General features: G+C 58.0%; 17 protein-coding genes and 1 pseudogene. 9 read left to right on the forward strand and 9 right to left on the reverse strand.

Features of this window, described 5'->3' with window-relative positions; translation table 11 throughout:
* Positions 1-418 precede the first annotated feature (418 nt).
* On the forward strand, positions 419-1,105 hold the full coding sequence (locus AC0QTX_RS25325) for a GntR family transcriptional regulator (protein ID WP_474606587.1): 687 nt from the start codon (positions 419-421) through the stop codon (positions 1,103-1,105).
* Between the two features lie 51 nt (positions 1,106-1,156).
* Here the strand turns inward: AC0QTX_RS25325 and AC0QTX_RS25330 are convergent, their stop codons facing one another.
* From AC0QTX_RS25330 to AC0QTX_RS25350, 5 genes are all read right to left on the reverse strand, one after another.
* Complete coding sequence (locus AC0QTX_RS25330; protein WP_474606575.1) at positions 1,157-2,146, reverse strand: TRAP transporter substrate-binding protein; 990 nt, start codon at positions 2,144-2,146, stop codon at positions 1,157-1,159.
* Positions 2,147-2,172: 26 nt separating this feature from the next.
* The gene (locus tag AC0QTX_RS25335; protein ID WP_474606576.1) at positions 2,173-3,438 is read right to left on the reverse strand and encodes a TRAP transporter large permease; all 1,266 of its coding nucleotides are present in this window, start codon (positions 3,436-3,438) and stop codon (positions 2,173-2,175) included.
* Complete coding sequence (locus AC0QTX_RS25340) at positions 3,438-4,034, reverse strand: TRAP transporter small permease (RefSeq protein ID WP_474606588.1); 597 nt, start codon at positions 4,032-4,034, stop codon at positions 3,438-3,440. Before AC0QTX_RS25340 ends, AC0QTX_RS25335 begins: the two co-directional genes overlap by 1 nt.
* 363 nt (positions 4,035-4,397) lie before the next feature.
* Complete coding sequence (locus AC0QTX_RS25345; RefSeq protein ID WP_474606589.1) at positions 4,398-5,360, reverse strand: dihydrodipicolinate synthase family protein; 963 nt, start codon at positions 5,358-5,360, stop codon at positions 4,398-4,400.
* A 1,274-nt stretch (positions 5,361-6,634) separates the two neighbouring features.
* Complete coding sequence (locus AC0QTX_RS25350; protein WP_474606577.1) at positions 6,635-6,970, reverse strand: hypothetical protein; 336 nt, start codon at positions 6,968-6,970, stop codon at positions 6,635-6,637.
* A 34-nt stretch (positions 6,971-7,004) separates the two neighbouring features.
* Between AC0QTX_RS25350 and AC0QTX_RS25355 the strand changes: the two are divergent.
* Both AC0QTX_RS25355 and AC0QTX_RS25360 read left to right on the forward strand, forming a co-directional pair.
* Positions 7,005-7,157 (forward strand): annotated as a pseudogene (locus tag AC0QTX_RS25355) (IS6 family transposase); the annotation flags it as partial.
* 1,594 nt (positions 7,158-8,751) lie between these two features.
* Complete coding sequence (locus AC0QTX_RS25360) at positions 8,752-8,991, forward strand: aconitase X (RefSeq protein WP_474606590.1); 240 nt, start codon at positions 8,752-8,754, stop codon at positions 8,989-8,991.
* Between the two features lie 264 nt (positions 8,992-9,255).
* Here the strand turns inward: AC0QTX_RS25360 and AC0QTX_RS25365 are convergent, their stop codons facing one another.
* On the reverse strand, positions 9,256-10,758 hold the full coding sequence (locus tag AC0QTX_RS25365; protein ID WP_474606591.1) for an ABC transporter substrate-binding protein: 1,503 nt from the start codon (positions 10,756-10,758) through the stop codon (positions 9,256-9,258).
* Positions 10,759-11,000: 242 nt separating this feature from the next.
* Positions 11,001-11,552, reverse strand: coding sequence for a peptidylprolyl isomerase (locus AC0QTX_RS25370; protein ID WP_474606578.1), 552 nt, complete (start codon positions 11,550-11,552; stop codon positions 11,001-11,003).
* 1,216 nt (positions 11,553-12,768) lie between these two features.
* Here AC0QTX_RS25370 and AC0QTX_RS25375 point away from each other — a divergent pair.
* Positions 12,769-12,981, forward strand: coding sequence for a ribbon-helix-helix domain-containing protein (locus AC0QTX_RS25375; protein WP_474606579.1), 213 nt, complete (start codon positions 12,769-12,771; stop codon positions 12,979-12,981).
* 174 nt (positions 12,982-13,155) lie between these two features.
* Positions 13,156-14,310 (forward strand): plasmid replication protein RepC, encoded by a 1,155-nt coding sequence (gene repC, locus AC0QTX_RS25380; protein WP_474606580.1) that lies wholly within the window; start codon positions 13,156-13,158, stop codon positions 14,308-14,310.
* A gap of 36 nt (positions 14,311-14,346) precedes the next feature.
* Here the strand turns inward: repC and AC0QTX_RS25385 are convergent, their stop codons facing one another.
* Positions 14,347-14,862, reverse strand: coding sequence for a peptidoglycan-binding domain-containing protein (locus AC0QTX_RS25385; RefSeq protein WP_474606581.1), 516 nt, complete (start codon positions 14,860-14,862; stop codon positions 14,347-14,349).
* A 358-nt stretch (positions 14,863-15,220) separates the two neighbouring features.
* On the opposite strand from AC0QTX_RS25385, the gene AC0QTX_RS25390 reads away from it, so the two are divergent.
* Positions 15,221-15,472 carry a WGR domain-containing protein gene (locus tag AC0QTX_RS25390; RefSeq protein ID WP_474606582.1) on the forward strand — a complete coding sequence of 84 codons (252 nt, stop codon included), beginning with the start codon at positions 15,221-15,223 and terminating at the stop codon, positions 15,470-15,472.
* Between the two features lie 798 nt (positions 15,473-16,270).
* Here AC0QTX_RS25390 and AC0QTX_RS25395 read toward each other — a convergent pair.
* Positions 16,271-16,921, reverse strand: a complete 651-nt coding sequence (locus AC0QTX_RS25395) for an SOS response-associated peptidase (RefSeq protein WP_474606583.1) — start codon at positions 16,919-16,921, stop codon at positions 16,271-16,273.
* Positions 16,922-17,069: 148 nt separating this feature from the next.
* Between AC0QTX_RS25395 and AC0QTX_RS25400 the strand changes: the two genes are divergently transcribed.
* The 3 genes from AC0QTX_RS25400 to AC0QTX_RS25410 all read left to right on the forward strand — a co-directional run bounded on the left by AC0QTX_RS25400 (position 17,070) and on the right by AC0QTX_RS25410 (position 19,656).
* Positions 17,070-17,624 (forward strand): hypothetical protein, encoded by a 555-nt coding sequence (locus AC0QTX_RS25400; protein WP_474606584.1) that lies wholly within the window; start codon positions 17,070-17,072, stop codon positions 17,622-17,624.
* Positions 17,625-18,152: 528 nt separating this feature from the next.
* The gene (locus AC0QTX_RS25405; RefSeq protein ID WP_474606585.1) at positions 18,153-19,139 is read left to right on the forward strand and encodes a P-loop NTPase family protein; all 987 of its coding nucleotides are present in this window, start codon (positions 18,153-18,155) and stop codon (positions 19,137-19,139) included.
* Positions 19,132-19,656: a hypothetical protein gene (locus AC0QTX_RS25410; protein ID WP_474606586.1), complete on the forward strand. Its 525-nt coding sequence runs from the start codon at positions 19,132-19,134 to the stop codon at positions 19,654-19,656. Before AC0QTX_RS25405 ends, AC0QTX_RS25410 begins: the two co-directional genes overlap by 8 nt.
* Positions 19,657-19,871 lie beyond the last annotated feature (215 nt).

A 19,871-nucleotide genomic window follows, 5' to 3' on the forward strand; every position in this document is an offset into this window, starting at 1 on the left:
ACCCGGACCGGGTTGCCGCAGGTATGGCCGTCGATGCAGAAGAAGGTGTGGCGCGCCATGGCCTCACTCGCTGTTCAAAGAGATGACTGTTAAGGAAGAATAGGCATGAATTCGTGCCACGCCATGCTTTACTAGGCCACAGCTGTGAGGTCCGCACCGAGCAGCAACGGTCGTGGCTTGAAGGTGTTGTCCATGAGGGCCTCGATCTGGAACTCGCAGTTCGAGTTGAACGGAATCTTGACTGGTCCACTCAATCAATTTCGTTCGCCATCTAGCTCCTGTCCCTGCTATATGAAATTGAACTTCCTCAACGTAGATTGTATAAAATCATCTATGTCAAGCCACTCTTTTGTCAGTCTGCTATAGAGCCATAGGATCCATTCTTCCATAGGATCTGCAACTAACGACAGTGAAAGCTATGCCCCCTGCCAGACCCGCCCAAAAGTCACTACAGCACAGGACCATCGCCTCTGCCGTCGCAGAGGAATTGCGGCGCAGGATTGTGGATGGTGAGTTCAAATCTGGTTTCCAGCTTCGTCAAGACGCACTGGCTACGGAGTTCGGGGTTAGTCGTATCCCGGTCCGCGAGGCCCTGATGCAGCTCGAAGCTGAAGGGCTGGTGAAGATCCTTCCGCATCGCGGCGCAATCGTCTCGGAGCTGTCTATGGAGGAAGTTCACGAACTCTTTGAACTTCGAGCGCTTTTAGAACCACGCCTCCTCAAAGCCTCTGCCAAACATCTGTCGGAAGCAGACTATGAGCGTCTGAGTCGAATCCTTCAGGAATACAGCTCAGAACTCCGTGCCAAACACGTCAGGCGTTGGGGTGAGCTGAACACGGAGTTCCATAACGTTCTGTACCAGCACGCTCGACAGCCGCGCGCGCAGGCAATCGTTGGGGGCCTACTTCAGGAATGTGACAGACATACCCGGCTTCAGCTTTCGCTGACGGGTGGCATGGAGCGTGCTGAAGTCGAGCACGCTGAACTCGTGCGCCTCTGCAAGAGTGGCAAAGTCTCCGCGGCCTGCTCACTCCTTAAAACGCATATCGAAGGTGTGGGTAAATCGCTCCGCAATTACTTCGAAGAGCATAACAAAACCACTTAGAAGTAGTCGGCGGGCGAAACGCCCGCCTTGATTGGTGGAAGCGAGGCTGCCTCAGAGCGTTGCGCCGATCTTGCGCAACTCCGCCAGAACCGGGGCCTTCGGAAGCCAAATCTTGTCATACTCGGCAATCACTGGATCCGCGTCCTTCACATCAGAGACGACGATCTTGACGGGTTGTTTCGAGAAGTTCTCTAAGAGGCTAGGCTGATTGGCGACGATTTCATCGATCTCGGCATCAAGCGCTGCGCGGGTTGCCTTGGAGATCAGCTCACGATCGGCTGCTGGCAGGGTGGTCCAGACCCGGCCGGAGACCAGCGCCACCATCGGCATGTGAACGGCATTCATCCGAAGGATGGTCTTGGAGACCCGATCGAAGCGCTGGTTCCAAGAGAAGTCGAGATCTGCCTCAAGGCCATCGACCTGACCATTGGCCATTGCATCGAACACCTGTGGAGTCGGGATTGGTGTGGGGGCCGCCCCTAGTATCTGGTAGAAGTCACGGAAGGCAGGGGTCGGGTTGATACGCAGCTTCATGCCTTTCAGGTCGGCAACGGACGAGATGTCTTTGGCCGAGAACACAGCACGAATCGATGTGATGCCCCAGCCGAGGCCGATCGTGCCTGTCTCCTTGGGAAGATAATCGAACAGGCTGAGTGCAACTGGGTGGCGGACGAGCTTCGCGACGGCCTCCGTGGAGCGCACCACATAGGGGGCATTGATCGCCGCAATTGCCGGGACACGGGAGCCAAGCTCGGCAGCCTGGATAAAGGCCATGTCGAGGGCCCCTGACTGGAGCTGTTGCATCATAGCGCCTTCATTCCCGAGCTGGCCGGCATGGAAAACGGTGAGCGACAAGCGGCCGCTGGTCTCAGCCTTCAGTGTCTCACCGACTTTCAGGGCAGCGTTGTTCCAGGGATGGTTCGGCGGTGTGATGACGCCAAGGCGGAACTCACGGCTTTGAGCGCGTAGCACCGTTGGGGCTGCAAGCGGTAGGGTTGCGCCAGCTGCTAAAGCGAAGAGATGTCTGCGGGAAATGCTCATTGTTGATCCTCCGTTCTTTCTACAGGTTAATCGACGAGGGCAAGCGAGAGGGTGGGCCATACCGAGAGAATGATCAGCATCACGAATGCAACGATGAAGAAGGGTAGTGTCACTATAAACATCTTGCCGGGCTTGGCGCCTGTGACGGCTGCCGCGACGAAGAAGCAGAGGCCGACTGGAGGTGAGAGAAGTCCGAGCACCAAATTGATCACAACGACGACCCCAAAGTGCCTTGGGTCGATATGATAAACGTCGGTCGCGATGGGCAGGAGGATCGGCACTGTCATGATCAGACCCGGTACGCCGTCAATGACGGTACCGATGACGATCAGGATCACGTTCACCAGGAGCATGAAGGTGACCGGATCCTTGGCGACCGACTGAATCCACCCCGCCACTTCTTGCGGAACCTTGCCAAAAATCAAGATCCAGGAAAATACTGCTGCGGCGGCTACAAGGAACAAGACGATTGCCGAGTAGATCCCGGATCGGAGCAGCATCTCCGGGACCTGAGAGAACCGAAACTCGCGAGTCCAGAAGCGGCCAATCAGCGCCGCCGCGATTGCGCCCACGGCAGCTGCCTCCGTGGCATTGGCGAGGCCCGTAAGGATCGAGCCAACAATCACCACCGGGATCGACAGCGTCGGCAGCGCGCGAAGCACCGTCATCACGCGCTCGCGCGGTGTCATGCGTGCTCCAGCCGGAAAGTTGTAGACGAAGCCCATCACCGCAATGATCGCGCAAAACAGTAGCGTCAACAGAATGCCAGGGATGATGCCGGCGATCAGCATGTCAGACACAGGCACTTGAGCAATTACACTGTAGACCACGAACATCACCGACGGCGGAATAATCGGACCGAGCATTCCCGCATAGGCAGTCAGACCCGCCGCGAAAGTCTTGTCATAACCCTGACGCTCCATCTCAGGCACCATGATCTGAGACATGATCGCGACTTGAGCTGTGGCTGAACCCAAGATTGAAGCGACGAACATATTGGCCAGCACATTCACGTAAGCCAAGCCGCCCCGCAATGCACCCACGATAGCCATTGCCATTTCAACGATGCGCCGCGTGATACCACCTCCATTCATGATTTCGCCGATCAGAATGAAGAGCGGAATGGCGATGAGGCCGTAACTATCGACTCCACCAAACATTTGCAGCGGATAGGATTGAAACAGCAACGGGTTGCCGGACGCGACGATATAGACGATGCCGGCGAGGCAAAGGCACAGGCCGATCGGCACGCCAACCAGCATGATAGCAACAAAGGCAGCGGAGGTGATCATTAATTGATCCCGCTGCTGACGGTGGCGTGGAATCCCGAAAAGGCGCTTCTGCCGACAAGGCCGAGGTCTTCCAGTGTGTTGGCAAGACCATGCAGCGTCATTGATACGGCAAAGATTGGCAGGACAAGATACACGATCCAGCTCGGCCAGTTCAGTGTTTGAGTGCGTTCCGTATAAAGGAAGTTGAAGGTTTCGCCTGCATAGGTCTTTGCATCAAACCCAGCAGAGGCTATGCCAACTGGGTCCATCCACAGCCAGCACATCGTAGCGAGCCCGAGGCCGAAGCCAACAACCGCCAACGTAGAGATAATTCGAGCTATCTGCTGTCCTCGCGCAGAGAGCCGTTCGGTAAGCATAGTCACAGCAAAGTCGAGCCGAAGCCGAGTCATCGCCGAGGCTCCAATGAACGTCAGCCAGACTGTCGTATAAACGGCCGACTCATCGATCCAGTAGATTGGCAGGCCCGCATATCGGGTGGTGACGTTGATCAAAATGAGCAGGGTCAGGATACCCATAAAGCTCATGATCGCGATACGCTCGATAGCGAGCAATCCATTGGAAACGACAATAACAGCGCGTACCGGCCAGAGCGGCATGCGGGAGCTAGGTAATGACGCACCCGCCGATAATTGGTTTGGTTCGATCACTCACATAACTCCATTCCTGACCGCCGCAAGCTTACCGTATACAATCTACGGATCAACAGGGATGTAAGGCATTTCGTATTGGGCCGGTGCGATAAGGCCCTACCAACCGCGGAGACGCGGCTGAACATGTCGTTGAAAGGGGAAGGATTGCCATTGCAGCGCGGCCCTACCATGCGGCGCTGCCCCTAACTGAGGGCAGCCCCCTAGTCAGCGCGCAGATGGCGCAATCAAGCGGCTTCAAACCGTCTGCTTCCCCCATAGGGATACCCAATAGGGAAAGGCCCACGATAGAGTGGGCCTCTGACGTATCACTTAAGCAGCGTATTTCTGCACCGTACCGGACTGCCTGCTCCATTCCGCATACCACGCCTCGAAGAGCTTGAGCTGCGTCTCAGCATAGCCGCGCTGACTATTGGAGAGCGCATCGGTTTCGTTGAAGTGAAGCGCATATTCCGGGTTCCCCTTCAGCACCATCAGATGCTTATAATACAGCACCAGATCGGGCCCCTCATCGAAGGAGGACAGAACGCGCAGCGCCTCCTCCAGCTCCTTCGCCCGCTGGCGGGCCTCGGCATCACCCTTCGAAGCGGCATGGGCAAGGGCGCACAGGTGCAGTACCTCGCGAGGCAGCACGTTGCCGATGCCGGTGATTGCACCGGTGGCGCCGCAGTTGACGAAGCCGTGGAACACAGCGGTATCGACACCCACCATCAGCGTCACACCGTCGTCCTGACTGGTGATGTGCTCGGCTGCATAGGTCAGCGCCTCAGCACCGCCGAATTCCTTGAAACCAATGAGGTTCGGATGCTCGGCGCGAAGGGCAAAGAACAGATCACCACGGGTCGCGAAGCCGTAGTACGGGCTGTTGTAGATCACTGCTGGCAGATCGGGAGCGGTAGCGAGGATCGCCTTGAAGTGGTGGCGCTGTGCGGTGAGCGACGACCCGCGGGAGAGGACGCGCGGGATCACCATCAGCCCTTGGGCGCCGACCTTCTGTGCGTGCGCGGCGTGAGCCACCGCGGCGCTGGTGTTGACAGCTCCGGTTCCAACGATGACTGGCACACCGGCCTTCACTAGGCGCTCTACACCTTCCATGCGCTGCTCGTCAGTCAGGAGCGGCCAGTCGCCCATCGAGCCACAGTAGACAACCGCGGACATTCCGGCTCCAATCAGCTCCTTTCCTTTGCGCACCAGCGCGTCAAAATCGGGGCTGCGATCGGCCTTGCAAGGCGTCATGAGCGCCGGAATGCAGCCGGAGAAAATATTAGAAGTCATGCGGTTCTCCTTCAAAAGTCGGTCTCTCTGCCCGCATAGCCAATAGGCGCAAATTTGAAAATCCGCCGAGGATGGGGGTCAACTAAGGATTTTATACAATCTACATTGCGTAAAGTCAACACTCGTTGGCAGGCACGTGGCACAAGCGCCGAAACGGAGGGGTGGCATCTTTCCGCATAACGGTTTCAGCGTTCGACCAGGCGCTTTCGGTCACAACCTGACGTCCGAGGGCAGGGTAGGCATTGCAGCGATCCTCGATACGAGCGATCGTATCAATAATGCCGCAGACTTCGCTGAGCTATAGGCTCAGTCCATCCTTAGGTGCATATGGCCATACTTAAATCCTCTACTGTGCTTTGGCCCTATCCAGATTTCTATTACTTTGCAAACGATGGATGGGCTGGCATCTTCCGGTTCAGATGCAACCAGCTTATTGCTCAATACCTACGCGGTCGGCCGCGGCCATTATGACCTGTCACAAGCTGCGACCACTTCCGCTACGTCGTGGAGCTTATGGGAGATAGAGCCGATTCTCTCCATTTGACACCGCAGTCAGCCCAACGTTGTAGATGGAATGCGTCTACGGTTCTGGCGCATACCGAACCTGCTCCTCTTCAAGTCGCGTGGGGCAGAAATTGAGGCCTTGTATACGCCAACCTTCAAACTCTCGAAGGCTATTGGCGACGACATTACGGAAGACATGGCGATTGAGCAGGAACAGACCTTGTGCTTGAGCTTCCTGAGAATAGTCGTCGGCATGTCCGTACTCCTCCAACACAAGGCGATGTTGGAAACTGAGGAGGTACCCGCCTCCCCGAGGGCTGAACGTCGGCGGGCGCAAAAATCGGGACGGTTTCTTCCGGACATACGAGTCGTGAAAGTCAGGCTTGGTGAGCTCGGGAGGGGCCAACTGCAAGCCATGCAGGACGAGGTCGACGAGGACCTGCCGGAAAAACACGGCGCAGGGCACATTGGGTACAAGGTCACTTCATGCGCAATCGCACAGGCGGTATCAGCTGGAGAAACCCCCACGTGCGGGGCGCAGGACCCGTCGTCCCGCAGGAGCGCCAAGTCTCAGTTGCAAAGGATACCTGAAGTAGCGCTGGGATGCTCACAAAACAGGTCAAGCTGCGTAGCTTGCGGCCCAGAGCTGCCGTTAGTCGTTCCCCGGTTTGAAGTCTGCTTCCCGCCCTTTCTTCTCAAGGCTTTCGCGGATGTAGCGATGACCAAGCAGGTGCAGCGAGCGGCAGATCTCGCTGCACCTTGTGAACTACTCATGGATGGGGCGTCCATCCTCTCGTGCGATCGGCCGTCAGATCCGCCAGCTTCTCCAGTCGTTTGTGCAGCACGCGGCGAAACCGCGCCACCTCAAGCGGGTTGGGCTCCGGCAAGGGAAACGCGCGTGATCCCTGGGCCTTCCCGCGCCGCGGGCGCGCGTAGTGGTCTGCGCCTGTAGCGTCGCTGGCGTGCCCCATTAGAGCGGCGACCTCCTCGGGGCTGTAGAAGCGTTTGGCCTGCGCGGAGAATTCATGCCGGCACGAGTAGAGGGCATAGCCGCGCTTGCGCCGGGGCCAGAGCCGTCGACAGGTCTCGCGCAGCAAGCGCTGCATCTGCTTCAGACCCGCGTCATAACGGCCGTAGGGGATGCAGCCCATCTCCTATCGCCGTCATCAATTCCCGCCCGAGATCATCTGGCACGCAGTCTGGCTCTACCTCCAGTTCTCGCTCCGCTATCGAAATGTGGAGGAAGTCCTGACCGAACGTGGGCTCGATGTTTCGTATGAGACGGTCCGGCGGTGAGTGCTCAAGTTCGGGCTAGCCTTCGCCCGCAATCTGCGCCCGCGGGTTCAAGGTGCCGAGCGAGCATGACGCCCTGGTGCAGTTCTGCCAGCAGTTGAAACCGGTGCTGGCCAGAACCATGGCTTGGGAGCATTCTTGCAAGTGATCTGAATGATGTCGGTTTCAGGGCAGCTACGATGCGTTTGACGCATGACAGCTTGGCTTTTTAACGGGTGACGGGCGGCGGCAGGCGTACCCACTTCAAGGAGGACGCAATCATTCCTCCCGATTGTGTCGTTCCCTCTGGAAGGACCCTGGTCCCACCTTACGGCCGCTGTTCGCAGTGGCCTTTTTCTTTGGCCAATCAGCGCCGGGGGCCATGTGCAAGCCTTGAGGCAGCGCAAGAGGCTATAGCTATTTCAGCAAGGCGCTGCGTCGCTGTCGCTGCCCGCCTCGGGGCTCAGCGGACTTGCCATTCACGTGAACGAATTTAAACTTGGGCCGCACCTGGGGCGGCCTTTTTCTTTGCTGCTTTCAGCAGTCGGTCATTCGCCACTAACATTCCAGTAACTACACTCATTCACCATACTGAGGACGTGGCCATTTGTGGTCGCTGTATTGCGAATGAGTATTCCGATGACACTGCCTTTGCTTTTGCTTGTTGTAGCTTCGCTCGCAGGTTCGATTTTACTGCCAGTCGGACATATGTTGATTTTGCCAAAGGGGGCTGGGAGATCACCAACGCCCAGGAGCCTTGCTGCGCTCGAGCGCCGGGCCCAGCGTTGCTGAACAGCCGCTATCGCCATAAGCAGGCTTTTTGGTCACACATTATCGTAGAGCATGGTGGGATAGTACCGCTTAGCCGGGTGCCAAAGGTTGGCTCTATCCCTCCCGCTGATATCAGGAGCTCAGAGCGAGTCGCTGTTGCCCAAGCGACCCTCTTTGCTTTGCGGTCTTGCAGCTCGAGCTCTGGAGCATTCAGATCTTCAGGAAATCTAAGGAAGCCTCGAAAGATTATGGCTCGTTCTATGTCAGCCGCATGGACCAGATGCCTAAGCCCCTGATCCGGATAACCATGAATGAAATTCTGGATCAGAAGAGGTAAAGGTTCAAGATTTCCGGCCCTCCGCGTAGGGCTGGTACCCATTCACGTGTGGAAGCATCGGCAGTACTGAGGCGAATAGGTCACAGGTCAAAAAGAGAGGCAGCCACGCTGCCTGTCTGTGCTTGCTGCTTTTGAGAGCAAGAAGTACTTTATTGCAATGCAGCACGCCAATTGCCGTTGCCGCGCTGCCCGCCCTTCTTGGGCGTTTCCTCCCTAAACTTCGGGCCGCATTCGTGCGGCCCTTTTTCTTTGTTGGAGGAGACTATTCACGCACCCGCCATTAGGCAACCTCATTTCTGCGGCTTCTACGTATGCCAAAAGTATAAGTCCGTGGCAGACCATCAAAGCGAGTTTCGTAGTGAGGCAGGTGTGATCTGCCGGCATCGCATATTGATATTTGGTTATGCTCGGATCGAGGCGATGTCAGCGCGAAGGGATACTCAGACCAACATTCGATAGTTGGAAATTAATGTAGCATAACCTCACAAGATATGGGTAGCCGGGGTTCTGTCAGAGCTTGAGCGGTTCGGGGTTCAGTTCGTGACGGATACCTGCTGGTGCATGATCACCGAGCCGCTCATTCCACAAACGGCTGAAACGATCATGACCAACTCCGGCAAGTATGCCCATTACGGTCCGGGCCTCACAGGAAGGAGCTTCCACTTCGGAAGCCTCGCGGCTTGTGTCGAGGCGGCCTGCACTGGTGTAACAAGCGATGCGCCCCCGCTTTGGCTTCGGGATAATTGAACCGCTTGAAGACGGCGGAAGCTCAGCCCAGCTGAGCAATCAGATGGTGGCAGTTGATAAGCCGCCGCCTGCTTACCTCATAGGCTCCTGAACCGTCGACCTCGGCGGGTAGATTGTGAATGAAAATGCCCCCGGCCGAGAGGTCAGGCCATTTTCATTCACTAGGGTGATTGAAGTTGTGCGAGCTGATAGGCAACGCGGCTTTTGCTCCATCATAAAGCAGATAGACTCAACCAATCGTCCGATGCTCTAGGATGATGTCACTTATTTTGCCGGATGGACGCCCCGGAGGCGGATCATGCCGTCGGGATAGGGTTTGAAGTCCACGGCACGATTCGACACTGCGTAAATCAGAGGCGAATAATAGGTGTAGATGATCGGCAGTTCGCTCTGCAGGATTCCCAACGCTTGGTTGTAGAGATTCTTACGTGCCTCGACGTCCGGCGTGAGCCGCGCCTCGTTCAGCAGGCGGTCCACTTCCGGATTGCAGTACTTGGAGTCGTTCTGTGTTCCTTTGCAGGTCACGAACTGATGGATATTACCATCGGGATCGATCCGGCCCGACCAGCCGCTCAATGAGGCTTGGAAGTTTCCTTTCTGCATTTCCGCGAGCATGGCAGAAAATTCCATCGGGCGCAGGCTGATCTTAAACCCGGCCTCGCCTGCCATTGCCTGAATCATCTCAGCCAAGGAAGCCGTGATAGTTGTATTGCCAAAAGACAGCTCGAAGGTGACTTCGGGCTGCTTGGCTTGCGCCAGCAGCGCCTTAGCCTTTGTCACATCGCGGGTCGTGGCCGGATACTGCTTGTCAAAATAGGGACTAGCTGGCGGGAATGGGTGCTGTGCAGGATTATACAGCCCATGGCCAATAACTTCATTGATGACGTCACGACCGATGGCTGCCTGGAAGGCCTGCCGCACGAGCTTATCTTTGCCCAAGGGGCCGTCGGCCCGCGGACCAACTCCCACGTTGATCACGATGTTCTGGAATCCCAGCCCTGACAGGACTAGGAACTTCAGGCTCTTGTCGGCTTTCACCGCCTCGGCATCAGACGGATTCAAACGCTCCACGAGTTCGAGATCACCGGCTCGAAGATTGGCGAGGCGCACGGTGGTATCTGGAATCGGACGGAAGACCACCCGGTCATACTGATAATCCTTGGCGTCCCGGTAATCTGCGAACTTCTCCAGTACAATCCTGTCATTCTGGACGCGCTCCACGAAACGGTACGGTCCGGAGCAGATCGGCTTACGGCCCACATCCTCGCTGCTGAAGGTGGCCGGAGAGAGCATCATGCCTGCGCGGTCGCTCAATTGTGCTAACAGCGTCGCGTCCGGCTGCTTCAGGTGCAGCACGACGGTTGATGGATCGATGACCTCCACTCGGTCAATGGATCCCAGCTCCCCCTTGCGCAGGCTGTCCGGCAACGTCAAAGCCCGGTCCAGGTTCGCTTTGACAGCCGCCGCGTCAAAATTCGTACCATCGTGAAAACGGACGTCGGTGCGCAACTTGAACGTTAGTGTCTTGTTGTCGGCGCTCCATGACCATGAGCTCGCGAGTTGGGGGGCGATCTCCAGCTTGTCCGTTACATCAACAAGCTTGTCGCAAAGCGAGGTGAAAACCATTCGCCCCACTGTGGTCCGGGCACGATGAGGATCAAGAACATCTGCATCTTCCTGCACGCCGATCCTGAAATCGGCTGCCAGGGTTATCTGACTTGTGAGAATACCGACTGCCAGAATGACTAAGAATTCGCTGCGCATCATCACTGCTCCATTGTCCTTCATCCCATGAAATTCAACAGTCACGTCGGGCCTCAACCTTGTTTACGGCCATATAAGAAGGAGGACGCTGCGGGAGACGAGCGTCGGTAAGCGTGACTGCTCTCAAGAAACCTTTACTCTCCGTAGAGAATAGTATGGCCTGAAATTCATGCCAACCGGAGTTAAAGTGCTCAACCTCGGCGCAGTTCTGGATCAAAGTCAATGCAGGCCTAAGAACTTCGCCCTCATAGTCGCCTGACGGAGTCGATCGGGATCGGGTTGGACAATTGATCGGTCGCATCCTCCGCCTGAGCAAATATCGTGCGAACGACATCCATCCCTTCCACAATTTGACCAAAGGCAGCGAAGCCTTGTCCATCCGGATTGCGGCGCCCGCCAAAATCCAGGTCAGGCTGGTCTCCGATGCAGATGAAGAATGCAGATCCTGCGGTGCCAGGCGCGAGGCGCGCCATTGACAAGGTTCCATCGAGGTGACGCAGCCCTGTTGCAGCGGTAGTTTCATGAACGATGGGCGGAAGGGGGTCTGTTTCTTGTGCACTGGATCTGGGAAGGCCGAACTGGACCACCTCTATCTTTGCCGGAACCGTGTCAGGCTGATTGGCAAGGGTGACAATGCGGTAGATCGAGGAATTGGCGAAGAGGCCCCTCTCGACCCGGGTGAGTAGATTGGCTGTGGAGATAGGTGCTTCGCTTTTGAACAACTGCGCCACAAAACAGCCGTACCTCGTCTCAAAAGCGATCTTGGGGTTACTGTCTGCCGGGGTCGTATGAGCCATCGTAGAGCTTTTCCTGAGGACGTTGTACTCACAGCTAGAGAGTGAGAATAGCAGCTGCTCTCAGGCCGAGCTACTATGGAACGCTACGTCACTAAGAGGGCTTTGAACTGCCGTGACCTTATGATGTCGTGCGAGAGCGACATCTTCGCAAAACGATGCTTATCAGGTTCTTTGACAGGAGTTCCGTACTCGTTGCCCTGGGTGGCGGTCATTTTGCGACAAAACTTCCGAGGTAGTTCAAGGTGGAAGTAGGCGGCCTCTGTCCTCTGCGCAGGCTCGGACCTCCGCGGGACGGTGACCGTCCGAGTTCAAAATCGAGCAGAATTGGCTGCCGCGTTCCTAGAGGAGATTAGATTATCCGTCTTGCGTTTTGGTCGGTTGCTGAGCGGGGGTCGTGCGGCCTCGGCTTCCTGTCGGCACCTCACGCCACCCAAGGATGTTCGCCTGAACTGTCTCTCCCGTTGTCCTGTTCCGCCACTCGCCGTTTATGCGCTCACACGAGAATGGAAGGATGTATGTTCCAACATGATCCTCAGCCAGAACCTGCACCTGCAGTCCAGAGATCGGATATCCGTCAGTTATGAAGTCCTTTAGACGAGCATCTCGTGTCACCATGCACTCGTTCCAACCAATGATGATGCGCCCATAAATCAGTCTGGCTCTGCTAGCGAGAGGACTAGGGTACCCTGGAGGTCCAAGGTTAACGATGGATAGCGGTCTAGCGAGAGAAGCCAATTGCATCTATCGGGCTCTACCCTGCGGTGCGCTTAGGCTGATACATTCATCATCTAAACTATGCTGCTTCCTGCCCTGCCAAGAGAGTCATCCCTGCATGGACAGGGCAATTATTCCGCCTCACCAAGGCCGACTTTCTAATGGCCCCAAGAATCTAGGCTGAATATCCACGGCAGCTCTTGGATGCATTCATAGATCTTAACGATCTTTCCTGGTCTGTCTCAGAATCATAATGCGGCACCGTGAATCGAGCTTCGCTCTGAATACTACGCACATTCGAATCAAGTGCGTAACTTCGAATCACCTGGAACCGGGTTTTTACATGCGAATTGACTCGGCCTTTTCAGCTAAATGATTCTAGTTAAAGAAGTTTCCCACCGCTGAATCGATCTATTGTGAATGGATTCTTGACGCGCGACTCCACAGCCAACTCAGAATCAGGCATTTCTCGATACGTCACAGGTGCAATGGGTGGAGTGCCATGCCTGACGTGAAAGGTATCGAGCGGGTTCAACGCTTCCGTAGGGCTCGCCGTGAACGCGGCGACAGGGAATTGAACGTCTGGATACCTGGGCTCCTAGGGTCTGCAATCGACCAAGCTGTCGAGAGCGGCCAGTTCAAGTCCCGTCAGGAGGTCATCACCCATGCTCTTGAGACCATGTTTGCCCAAAAGGATCGAAATGTCGTGACGTAAACCAGGCAAAGCAAAAGGCCCACGAAGCGGGAACTTCGAGGGCCTTTGGAGACCACCGCGAGGGTGGGCATAAGTAAAGATGTGACAATCTCCTTATGCCATCCCGACAAGCTGCGTGTCAAGAGCATCGGTTTCGGTGAACGCTCCTGCTTTGCCCTCAACATGGAGGGTACGATGCAGCTTGCATCGTCAGGAGGCCGGCGGCTGAGACATGCCGCTCTGGCCGCGAGGAAGCTTGCGCTTGAAGATGGGCGCACAGTCACACGAAAAGAACTCTCAGCAGCGGCCCGGGATGCCGGCAAGGCCCTCGATCTGAGGCCCGCCCAGCGGGCGGTGCTGTCCGAGCTGGTGGCCTGCTGGGGCGAGCAGGAGTGGGACCGGCTGCTGGTGTGGCCGTCCAATGACTACCTCATGAGCCGCACCGGCCTGACCGAGCGGGCGATCCGGCGCATCCTGCGCCAGCTGGTCGACCTGCAGCTAATCAGCCCCAAGGACTCGCCCAACGGTAAGCGGTACGCGGTCAAGGACCTGGCCGGCCAGGTGATCGACGCCTTCGGGTTCGATCTGACCCCGGTCTATGCCCGCCGGGGCGACTGGGCGGTGGTGCTCATGGAGCAAAAACAGCTCCGGGAGGTGCAGAAGCGGGCTTTCGACGAGGTCACGATCTGCAGACGTGCCACCGAGGAGGCCCTGAGCGCGCTGGCGGAGCATTTCCCGGACGTGGATCGCTCTGAAATCGAGACCCGGCTGAAAGCGCTCCAGGCTCGCACGCCAACACGGTCCAGGCTGACGCTGCCGGCTGACCTTCTGGACGCCTGGCTGCTGTTGAGAACTGATGTTGAGGAAGTCTTCTATGAAGCAGGCAAAGCCGGACTCGGAGTCCCCCACACTAATAACAACAACGGATCTCCTAGTGAGACTTGTAACAAGAGCTTTCCGAAGAAAGCTGAGGCGGTTCGTTCAACCGAACAAACGCCGGAGCACCTATCACCGGAATTGATCCTTGAGGCTTGCCCCACCGTTGGTGACTACGGCCAACCGGTGCGGGACCTCGCTGACATCGTCTCGGCTGGCCGCTACCTCAGGGCCTCGCTCGGGGCGCATGAAAGCGCCTGGGCCGAGGCGGTGGAGGATATCGGCATCGTCAGGGCGGCCATTGCGGTGATCTACGTCCTGCAGCTCTACGAGGACGACGCGGCCAAGAACGGCGGCGAGAGCCGCATTAAAAACCCGGGCGGCTACTTCCGCGCCCTCACGCGCATGGTCAAATCCGGCAAGATCGACCTTGCCATCGAACTCCTGGCCATGCGGAGGCGACGAATGTCATAGGGAAAGATCGTCCTCATGAGCTTCGAAGGGTAGCGTTTAATGGCTGGCCAACTTGCCAGGCGTTAGAAGGCGCAGGGTCGGAGCGTCCAACTCGCCCGTCACATGAAGTTTGTTGGCGCGCTGGAACGCGGTAATCGCCTTGCGGGTGCCGGATCCGACGATGCCGTCGGCCTTCAGGGAGCCGTAGCCAAGTTTCGTCAGGGCTTTCTGAGCTGTGGCGGTCACGAGGTGCTGGGCATCAACCGTGCCCGTGTTGATCGAACCGGTTGTGGAAACGTCGTGGCCGGAGTTGTTCAGCTGGCTGATCAAATCCTTCATTCCAGTCGCTGCAGTCACCAGTTCGGCTTGGGCAAGGTCTCTGGCTTGGGTCAGAAGATCGGCTTCTTGCTGCAGCTTAGAAACTTGGGAGCGCAGCTGCTCCAAGTCTCCTACGGCTGTCGTCGTGCTCTGTCGCTCGGTCAGGAGGTCCATCTGAGTCTGGTGCAGGTGTCTTACCTGTTCGCGCAACTGGCTTTCTACTTCTACAGCAGATCGGCTGGAGAGAGCATACATGCCCCACCCTGTGATGGTGCCAAACCCCAGAGCCAGGATGATCACCCGCGAGAAATCGACAGGAGAGGGCGCGTATCTCTGGGGCATGATGAACTCTCAGGTACTTGGAAAGGGGAGGGCCTCAATGTGACCCGTCTGCGGCAAGGAGGAATGAGCAGGAGTGTGGTCGGATAATGGCTCCGCTCAGGGTTTGCTCCCTCGCAGGCTGGGTAGCGTGTCTTTAGGGTGAACCAGAGGTTAACGATGCGCAGAGTGAACTACTGTGCTGGCACGGCGCATCACCATCGTGAATCGTTAGTCTCTGATCGATTCAGGACTTTGATTGGACCTCGCCCATACGCTTGTCCAACATGGAGGCATGCCCACAGACACGATCCAGTACCTGGTGCTCGACAGGTGTGACCCCACCTGCAATATGGCTCGCTACTATGTGCTGTCGATCGAACCCAGCCTGTTCGGTGATGCGACGCTGATCCGCGAGTGGGGTCGAATTGGCCGGCCGGGGCAGAGAAGGATTGAACTCTACGAAAACCAGTCATGTGCAATGGAAGCCCTTGAAACCTGGCTCCAGCGAAAGCGGAAACGCGGCTATCTGCTGAGAAGCGGATAGGGCAGGGATACAGGGTAACCTGGATTGGCCTCAGCGTAGGATCTTGAGCAGCTCTTCGACAGCTTCAGCCTCCTTAAGGCTGCCTCTCCCATACTGGCGCAGCACATCCCTGATCTGGGCTCGCTTTGAACGGGAGATGCCAACCGCCTCATCTGGGGCGGCTGCTTGCGGCCGGATTGTTGGCGAAAACTTAGGCTTGCGGAAGTATGTCTAAACCCTTTGCAGCAGTCTCATGTTCTTTATCTGATAGATCACTCGAGTGGCCGACGTGGGAGCTCTTGAGGCAGGCTCATTATCGCCTATCCTTAGCAGACAGCAGAATTGAGGAAGACAGACTTTGGTAGGAAGGTTAGGAACGGGAAAGCTGCCCTTCGATCACGAGCGAGGTGTGAGCAGAGCTTCACCAGTGAACACGGCTGACAGTATCGAGCGGGCGCTGAGAGGATGACACTGAATGGACGAGAGTTTCTCTCCGACCATCTTCCTTTATGGTATAGCCCTTGTGCTCGCCGTGGGAAAGGCGTTCACGCTGACGATCTGGCGGACCCTTCCGAAGCCTAGACTAGGGCTGAGACAAGAGATGCTGCAGGCCTGGAACAACCGGAGGCTCCGGAAACAAGCTGCAACGAGTCCAGTCCAGCATCGTCGAAGCGAGCAGACGATGGACGAACCCTTGAGAGATGCTGACGGAGCTCAGGCGGAGCCACACACTGCAGGTCCAACTCCAGAACAGAGTTCAGCAATATAACCAGGGTCCAACCGAGCTCCTGAAAACTAGCTTTGCAGGTCGCGGGCAGTTCAGGCTACCTCGGGTTGATCGGCTCTTGCACCTTCGGCGACGATCTCGAGCATGTCGTCAGGCAGTGGCCGCTGCAGTTTGAGCGCCACCTCCGCCGGTGCAGTGAGCCAGGTCTCGTACTCCTCCGAGGTCGTCAGGATCACCGGCATGGCCTTGGGATGGATTGGCCCAACGACGTCGTTTGGCTCGGAGGTGAGAAACGAGTAGAGTAGATGTTCGCCCGCGACCGGCTCGGCTTTGGTGCCGCGCACCCCCGTCCATGGCCGCCAGATGCCGGCGAAGGCTGCCAGGGGCCGCCCCTGGCTTAGGGCAAACCACACCGGCGTCTTGCGCGGCTTGGTGTCCTTGTACTCGCTGAAGCTGGTAAGCGGCACGAGGCAGCGGTACTGCGGCTTGAGCCAGGCGCGCCAGAAGGGCGAAGACACGTTGCGCACGTTGGTGACCGGCTGGGTGCCGACCTTCGGCGGCGGCGGAAAACCCCAGCGCATCTGGATCAGCTCGCGCTCGCCATCGACGGTCCGGACGACGGGAGCCATCTGGTCGGGGAAGATCGCGGGCAGGGGAGGGACGTTGCCGGCGCTGTCGCGGGCGACCTCGAAGGCCCGGCGCATGGCCTCTTGTGTAGTGTAGCTCGAATACAGATTGCACACGGGTGGGATCCTCCGGCGGGGCATGGTCTCTCGTATAGTCGCGGTAGTTTTCAAATCGTGCAGAGGCTGGCATAGCCGGGGGATGATGGACAAGCCGACTACCGCGATATCCGAGTTTGGAAGCGACCAAGGGCCGCCGGACCTCGGATTGCCAGATGACCGCATGCCGGAGGCCGAGGTGGCCCTGCGGCTAGCCGAGTTCATCCTGTCGCTTTCCGGCTCGGGAGCCTTGGCCAGCGTCGCGATCGATGGAGCCCGCATCAAGGTCGGCGACCTGCTCGTCTTCGACATCGGCCGCTTCATGGCCGGCGCGGGATGGGAGCAGACCAAGAAGCCGCAGGTTGGCCGCAACGCCTGGACCGGTACCTACCGGCGCGGTGACAAGACCATCCAGGTGCACTCGCTGCCGGGCGAAGGCAATGTGGTCGCCACGATCGATAATCGGCGCATCGTCGCACAATGCACCAAGGGACCGTTGGTCCGAAAGCCAGGACGCGCCGAACATTCGCTGCTGACGACAGCGCTCGGAGAGGCACTGCTGTTCGATATCGGCGGCGAAGACATCGTCGTCGCCGCTGTGCCCGATACACCTGTCTTCCGCATGCTTGCGGAGACTTGGCGGCGCCGACCGCTGGTCAGACGGGCCGGCATCCGGATCGCCCTCGTAGCGCGCGACGGCGCAGTATCGGGATTGGCCCTCTAGCACTTCCCTATTTGCGGAGGATCATCACGCTCATCGCTTTCGCGTGATCTGCAGGTCGGCTGGCGCGAGAGCCGTATTGACGCCTTTCGTCCCCACGCGAGAAAACTTGTGGTGAGTGTGTCTTCGCGCGCCCAGAGCTGGGGTAAGCAGCCGAGCCACTGATGCGACTGCAGTCATTGTAACCCTGAGAGCCTGCGGCGTTCCTCCAGCAAGTCCCGGCTATCTCAAAGAGCAGGGCGCCGCTGCCTGTCCTTGACGAGCATAAGACCGGCGGCTTGCCGCTGGGTCGGTTTGTGCCGGGTACGAGGAGAGATGAAGCAATCCCAGGAGAGAATGACGGGAAGATCACCGGACGGTCGAAGGAAAAGACGAGATAAATCCCAAAAAGGACACCTCACGCCTCGCTAAAGGACGATCCGAAGCGGTGCAGCACCTGAGGCAAGAGTGACGTCGTCGATCCTTCGACGGGCGGCCCGCACAACGCAGGCCAGCCCACACTCATCATCAACCCTCATTGAGACCTATTCCATGTCCACACCTCAGGAAGATCCTACACAAGTCATATGCGGCCTCGTCGCACTCACCAAGAAACGTATTATCGGCCAGGATGCCGCCGTCGAGGTATTCGCCCTGGAGGTCTGCAACCACATCGCGCTCGGCCCCCTGCAGCGCCGGCCTGGCGTCTTCCTCATTGCCGGTCCGAATGCCGAAGACGACCATCTCGATCTGATCGGTGGCCTCGTCCAATCCCTGAAGAGCATAGGCGGTTTGTACAAGCTGGCCGGTAATCCAGGGGAGGATCTCGACCAGATCGTCTCATCATCCCCCGTTGCAACGGAGGGAGAATCGTTGCTGCAGGCTCTGGAGCGCAACCCTGACCGCGTGTTCGTGCTTCAGGATGTTGATCAGGCCCACCCGAACCTCCGCACGCGCCTCGAGCGGATCTGGAGCCATGGGTCCATCGTCGATGAAGCCGGCCGGTCGCATGCCTTGGCTGATGCCATTTTCATTCTCACCACCGAGCTGGCTCAGGACAGGATTGGTCAGATCGCCCGCAGCGAGCCGGATCCGGCTCGCTTGCATGTCGAGTGCCTCAAGGCCCTCGTCGATGCCGGCTTTCCAGCTTCGCTCCTCAGACACGTCGACTTCGCCTTCGGCCTGAAGCGTCTCACGGAGGGCGAACTGATGCGAGCCTACTATGAGCGCCTTGCCGCTCTGGTAGCTTCGCATGGGCTGGTTCTGGAGGAAGGCGGGCTCGACGCGCATATCCTTCTTCACGCCATAGACCCGACGGCTGAGCCCGCCGTCCCGGATCTCATGTTGCCGTGGGATAACCTCTCCGACCGCCTGGCGCAGTTCAAAGCCGCGGGCGCCTATATGGTCAGGCTCATCCTGGAGAATGAGTCCATCCGGGTCGCACCGGTCGGGGAGGGGAGACCACGATGGGTGTTGGACGACAGTCTCGCCGACGCCGATCCGGATCTCTCCACCGATGGGGAGGCCAAGGATGAGTAAGAGGAGGAGCGATCAAAAGCTCACCGTTGAGGCGCGGCTTGAGGCGCATGCCCTCCTCGACCGGCTTGTTCAGGACGGCGAGACCTTCGCGCGTGACAACGCCGTGCGGCTGATCGGGCTGATCCCGGTGGCGCCGCGCCGGCGCTTCTCGTTCACCGGCGTGTTCAAGAGCCGGGGCTTGGGCCTACGCGGGCGGGCTGCCGGGATCGGCGATGTCGAGGTGGACGGGGACGGCAGGGAGAAGCAGGTGTCCTGGAACGCTCCGTCCGTTCACCGGATCGGCGGCTATATGGTGACCCACACGCCCAGCCAGATCACGATCGAGCTGATGTGGGCTGAGACGCGCGAGGAGCAGTCGGGCCAGAGCTGCCTGCTCCTGTACGATCTGACCACCGGAGAGCCGCAGGCGATGCAGATCGCGGTGCAGAAAACTCTGACGCTGTTGTTCCTCCGCCTGGCTTATGTCTCCTATGTACCCTGGAAGAAGCCAGGCGCCGCGCGGACAGGGCAGGGCTAAGCGTTCCATCAAGGTTCCGTCAGCGGCAGGCCTGCTAACATCGGACCTGCCGCTTGCGAGCTTTGTATGGCCTTTGTCGCCGGCTAAGAAGGTCGCCGATAGTGCTGCGCCAGGTTTACTCGCCAGAACCGCGTGGACGCTAGTGGATCGAATCTAACGCTTGGTGCCCACGCCTGACGGCGGCGATGATTTCATCCGGATCAGCCGTCCAGGTG

The sequence above is a fragment of the Microvirga sp. jy35 genome (genome assembly GCF_056148915.1).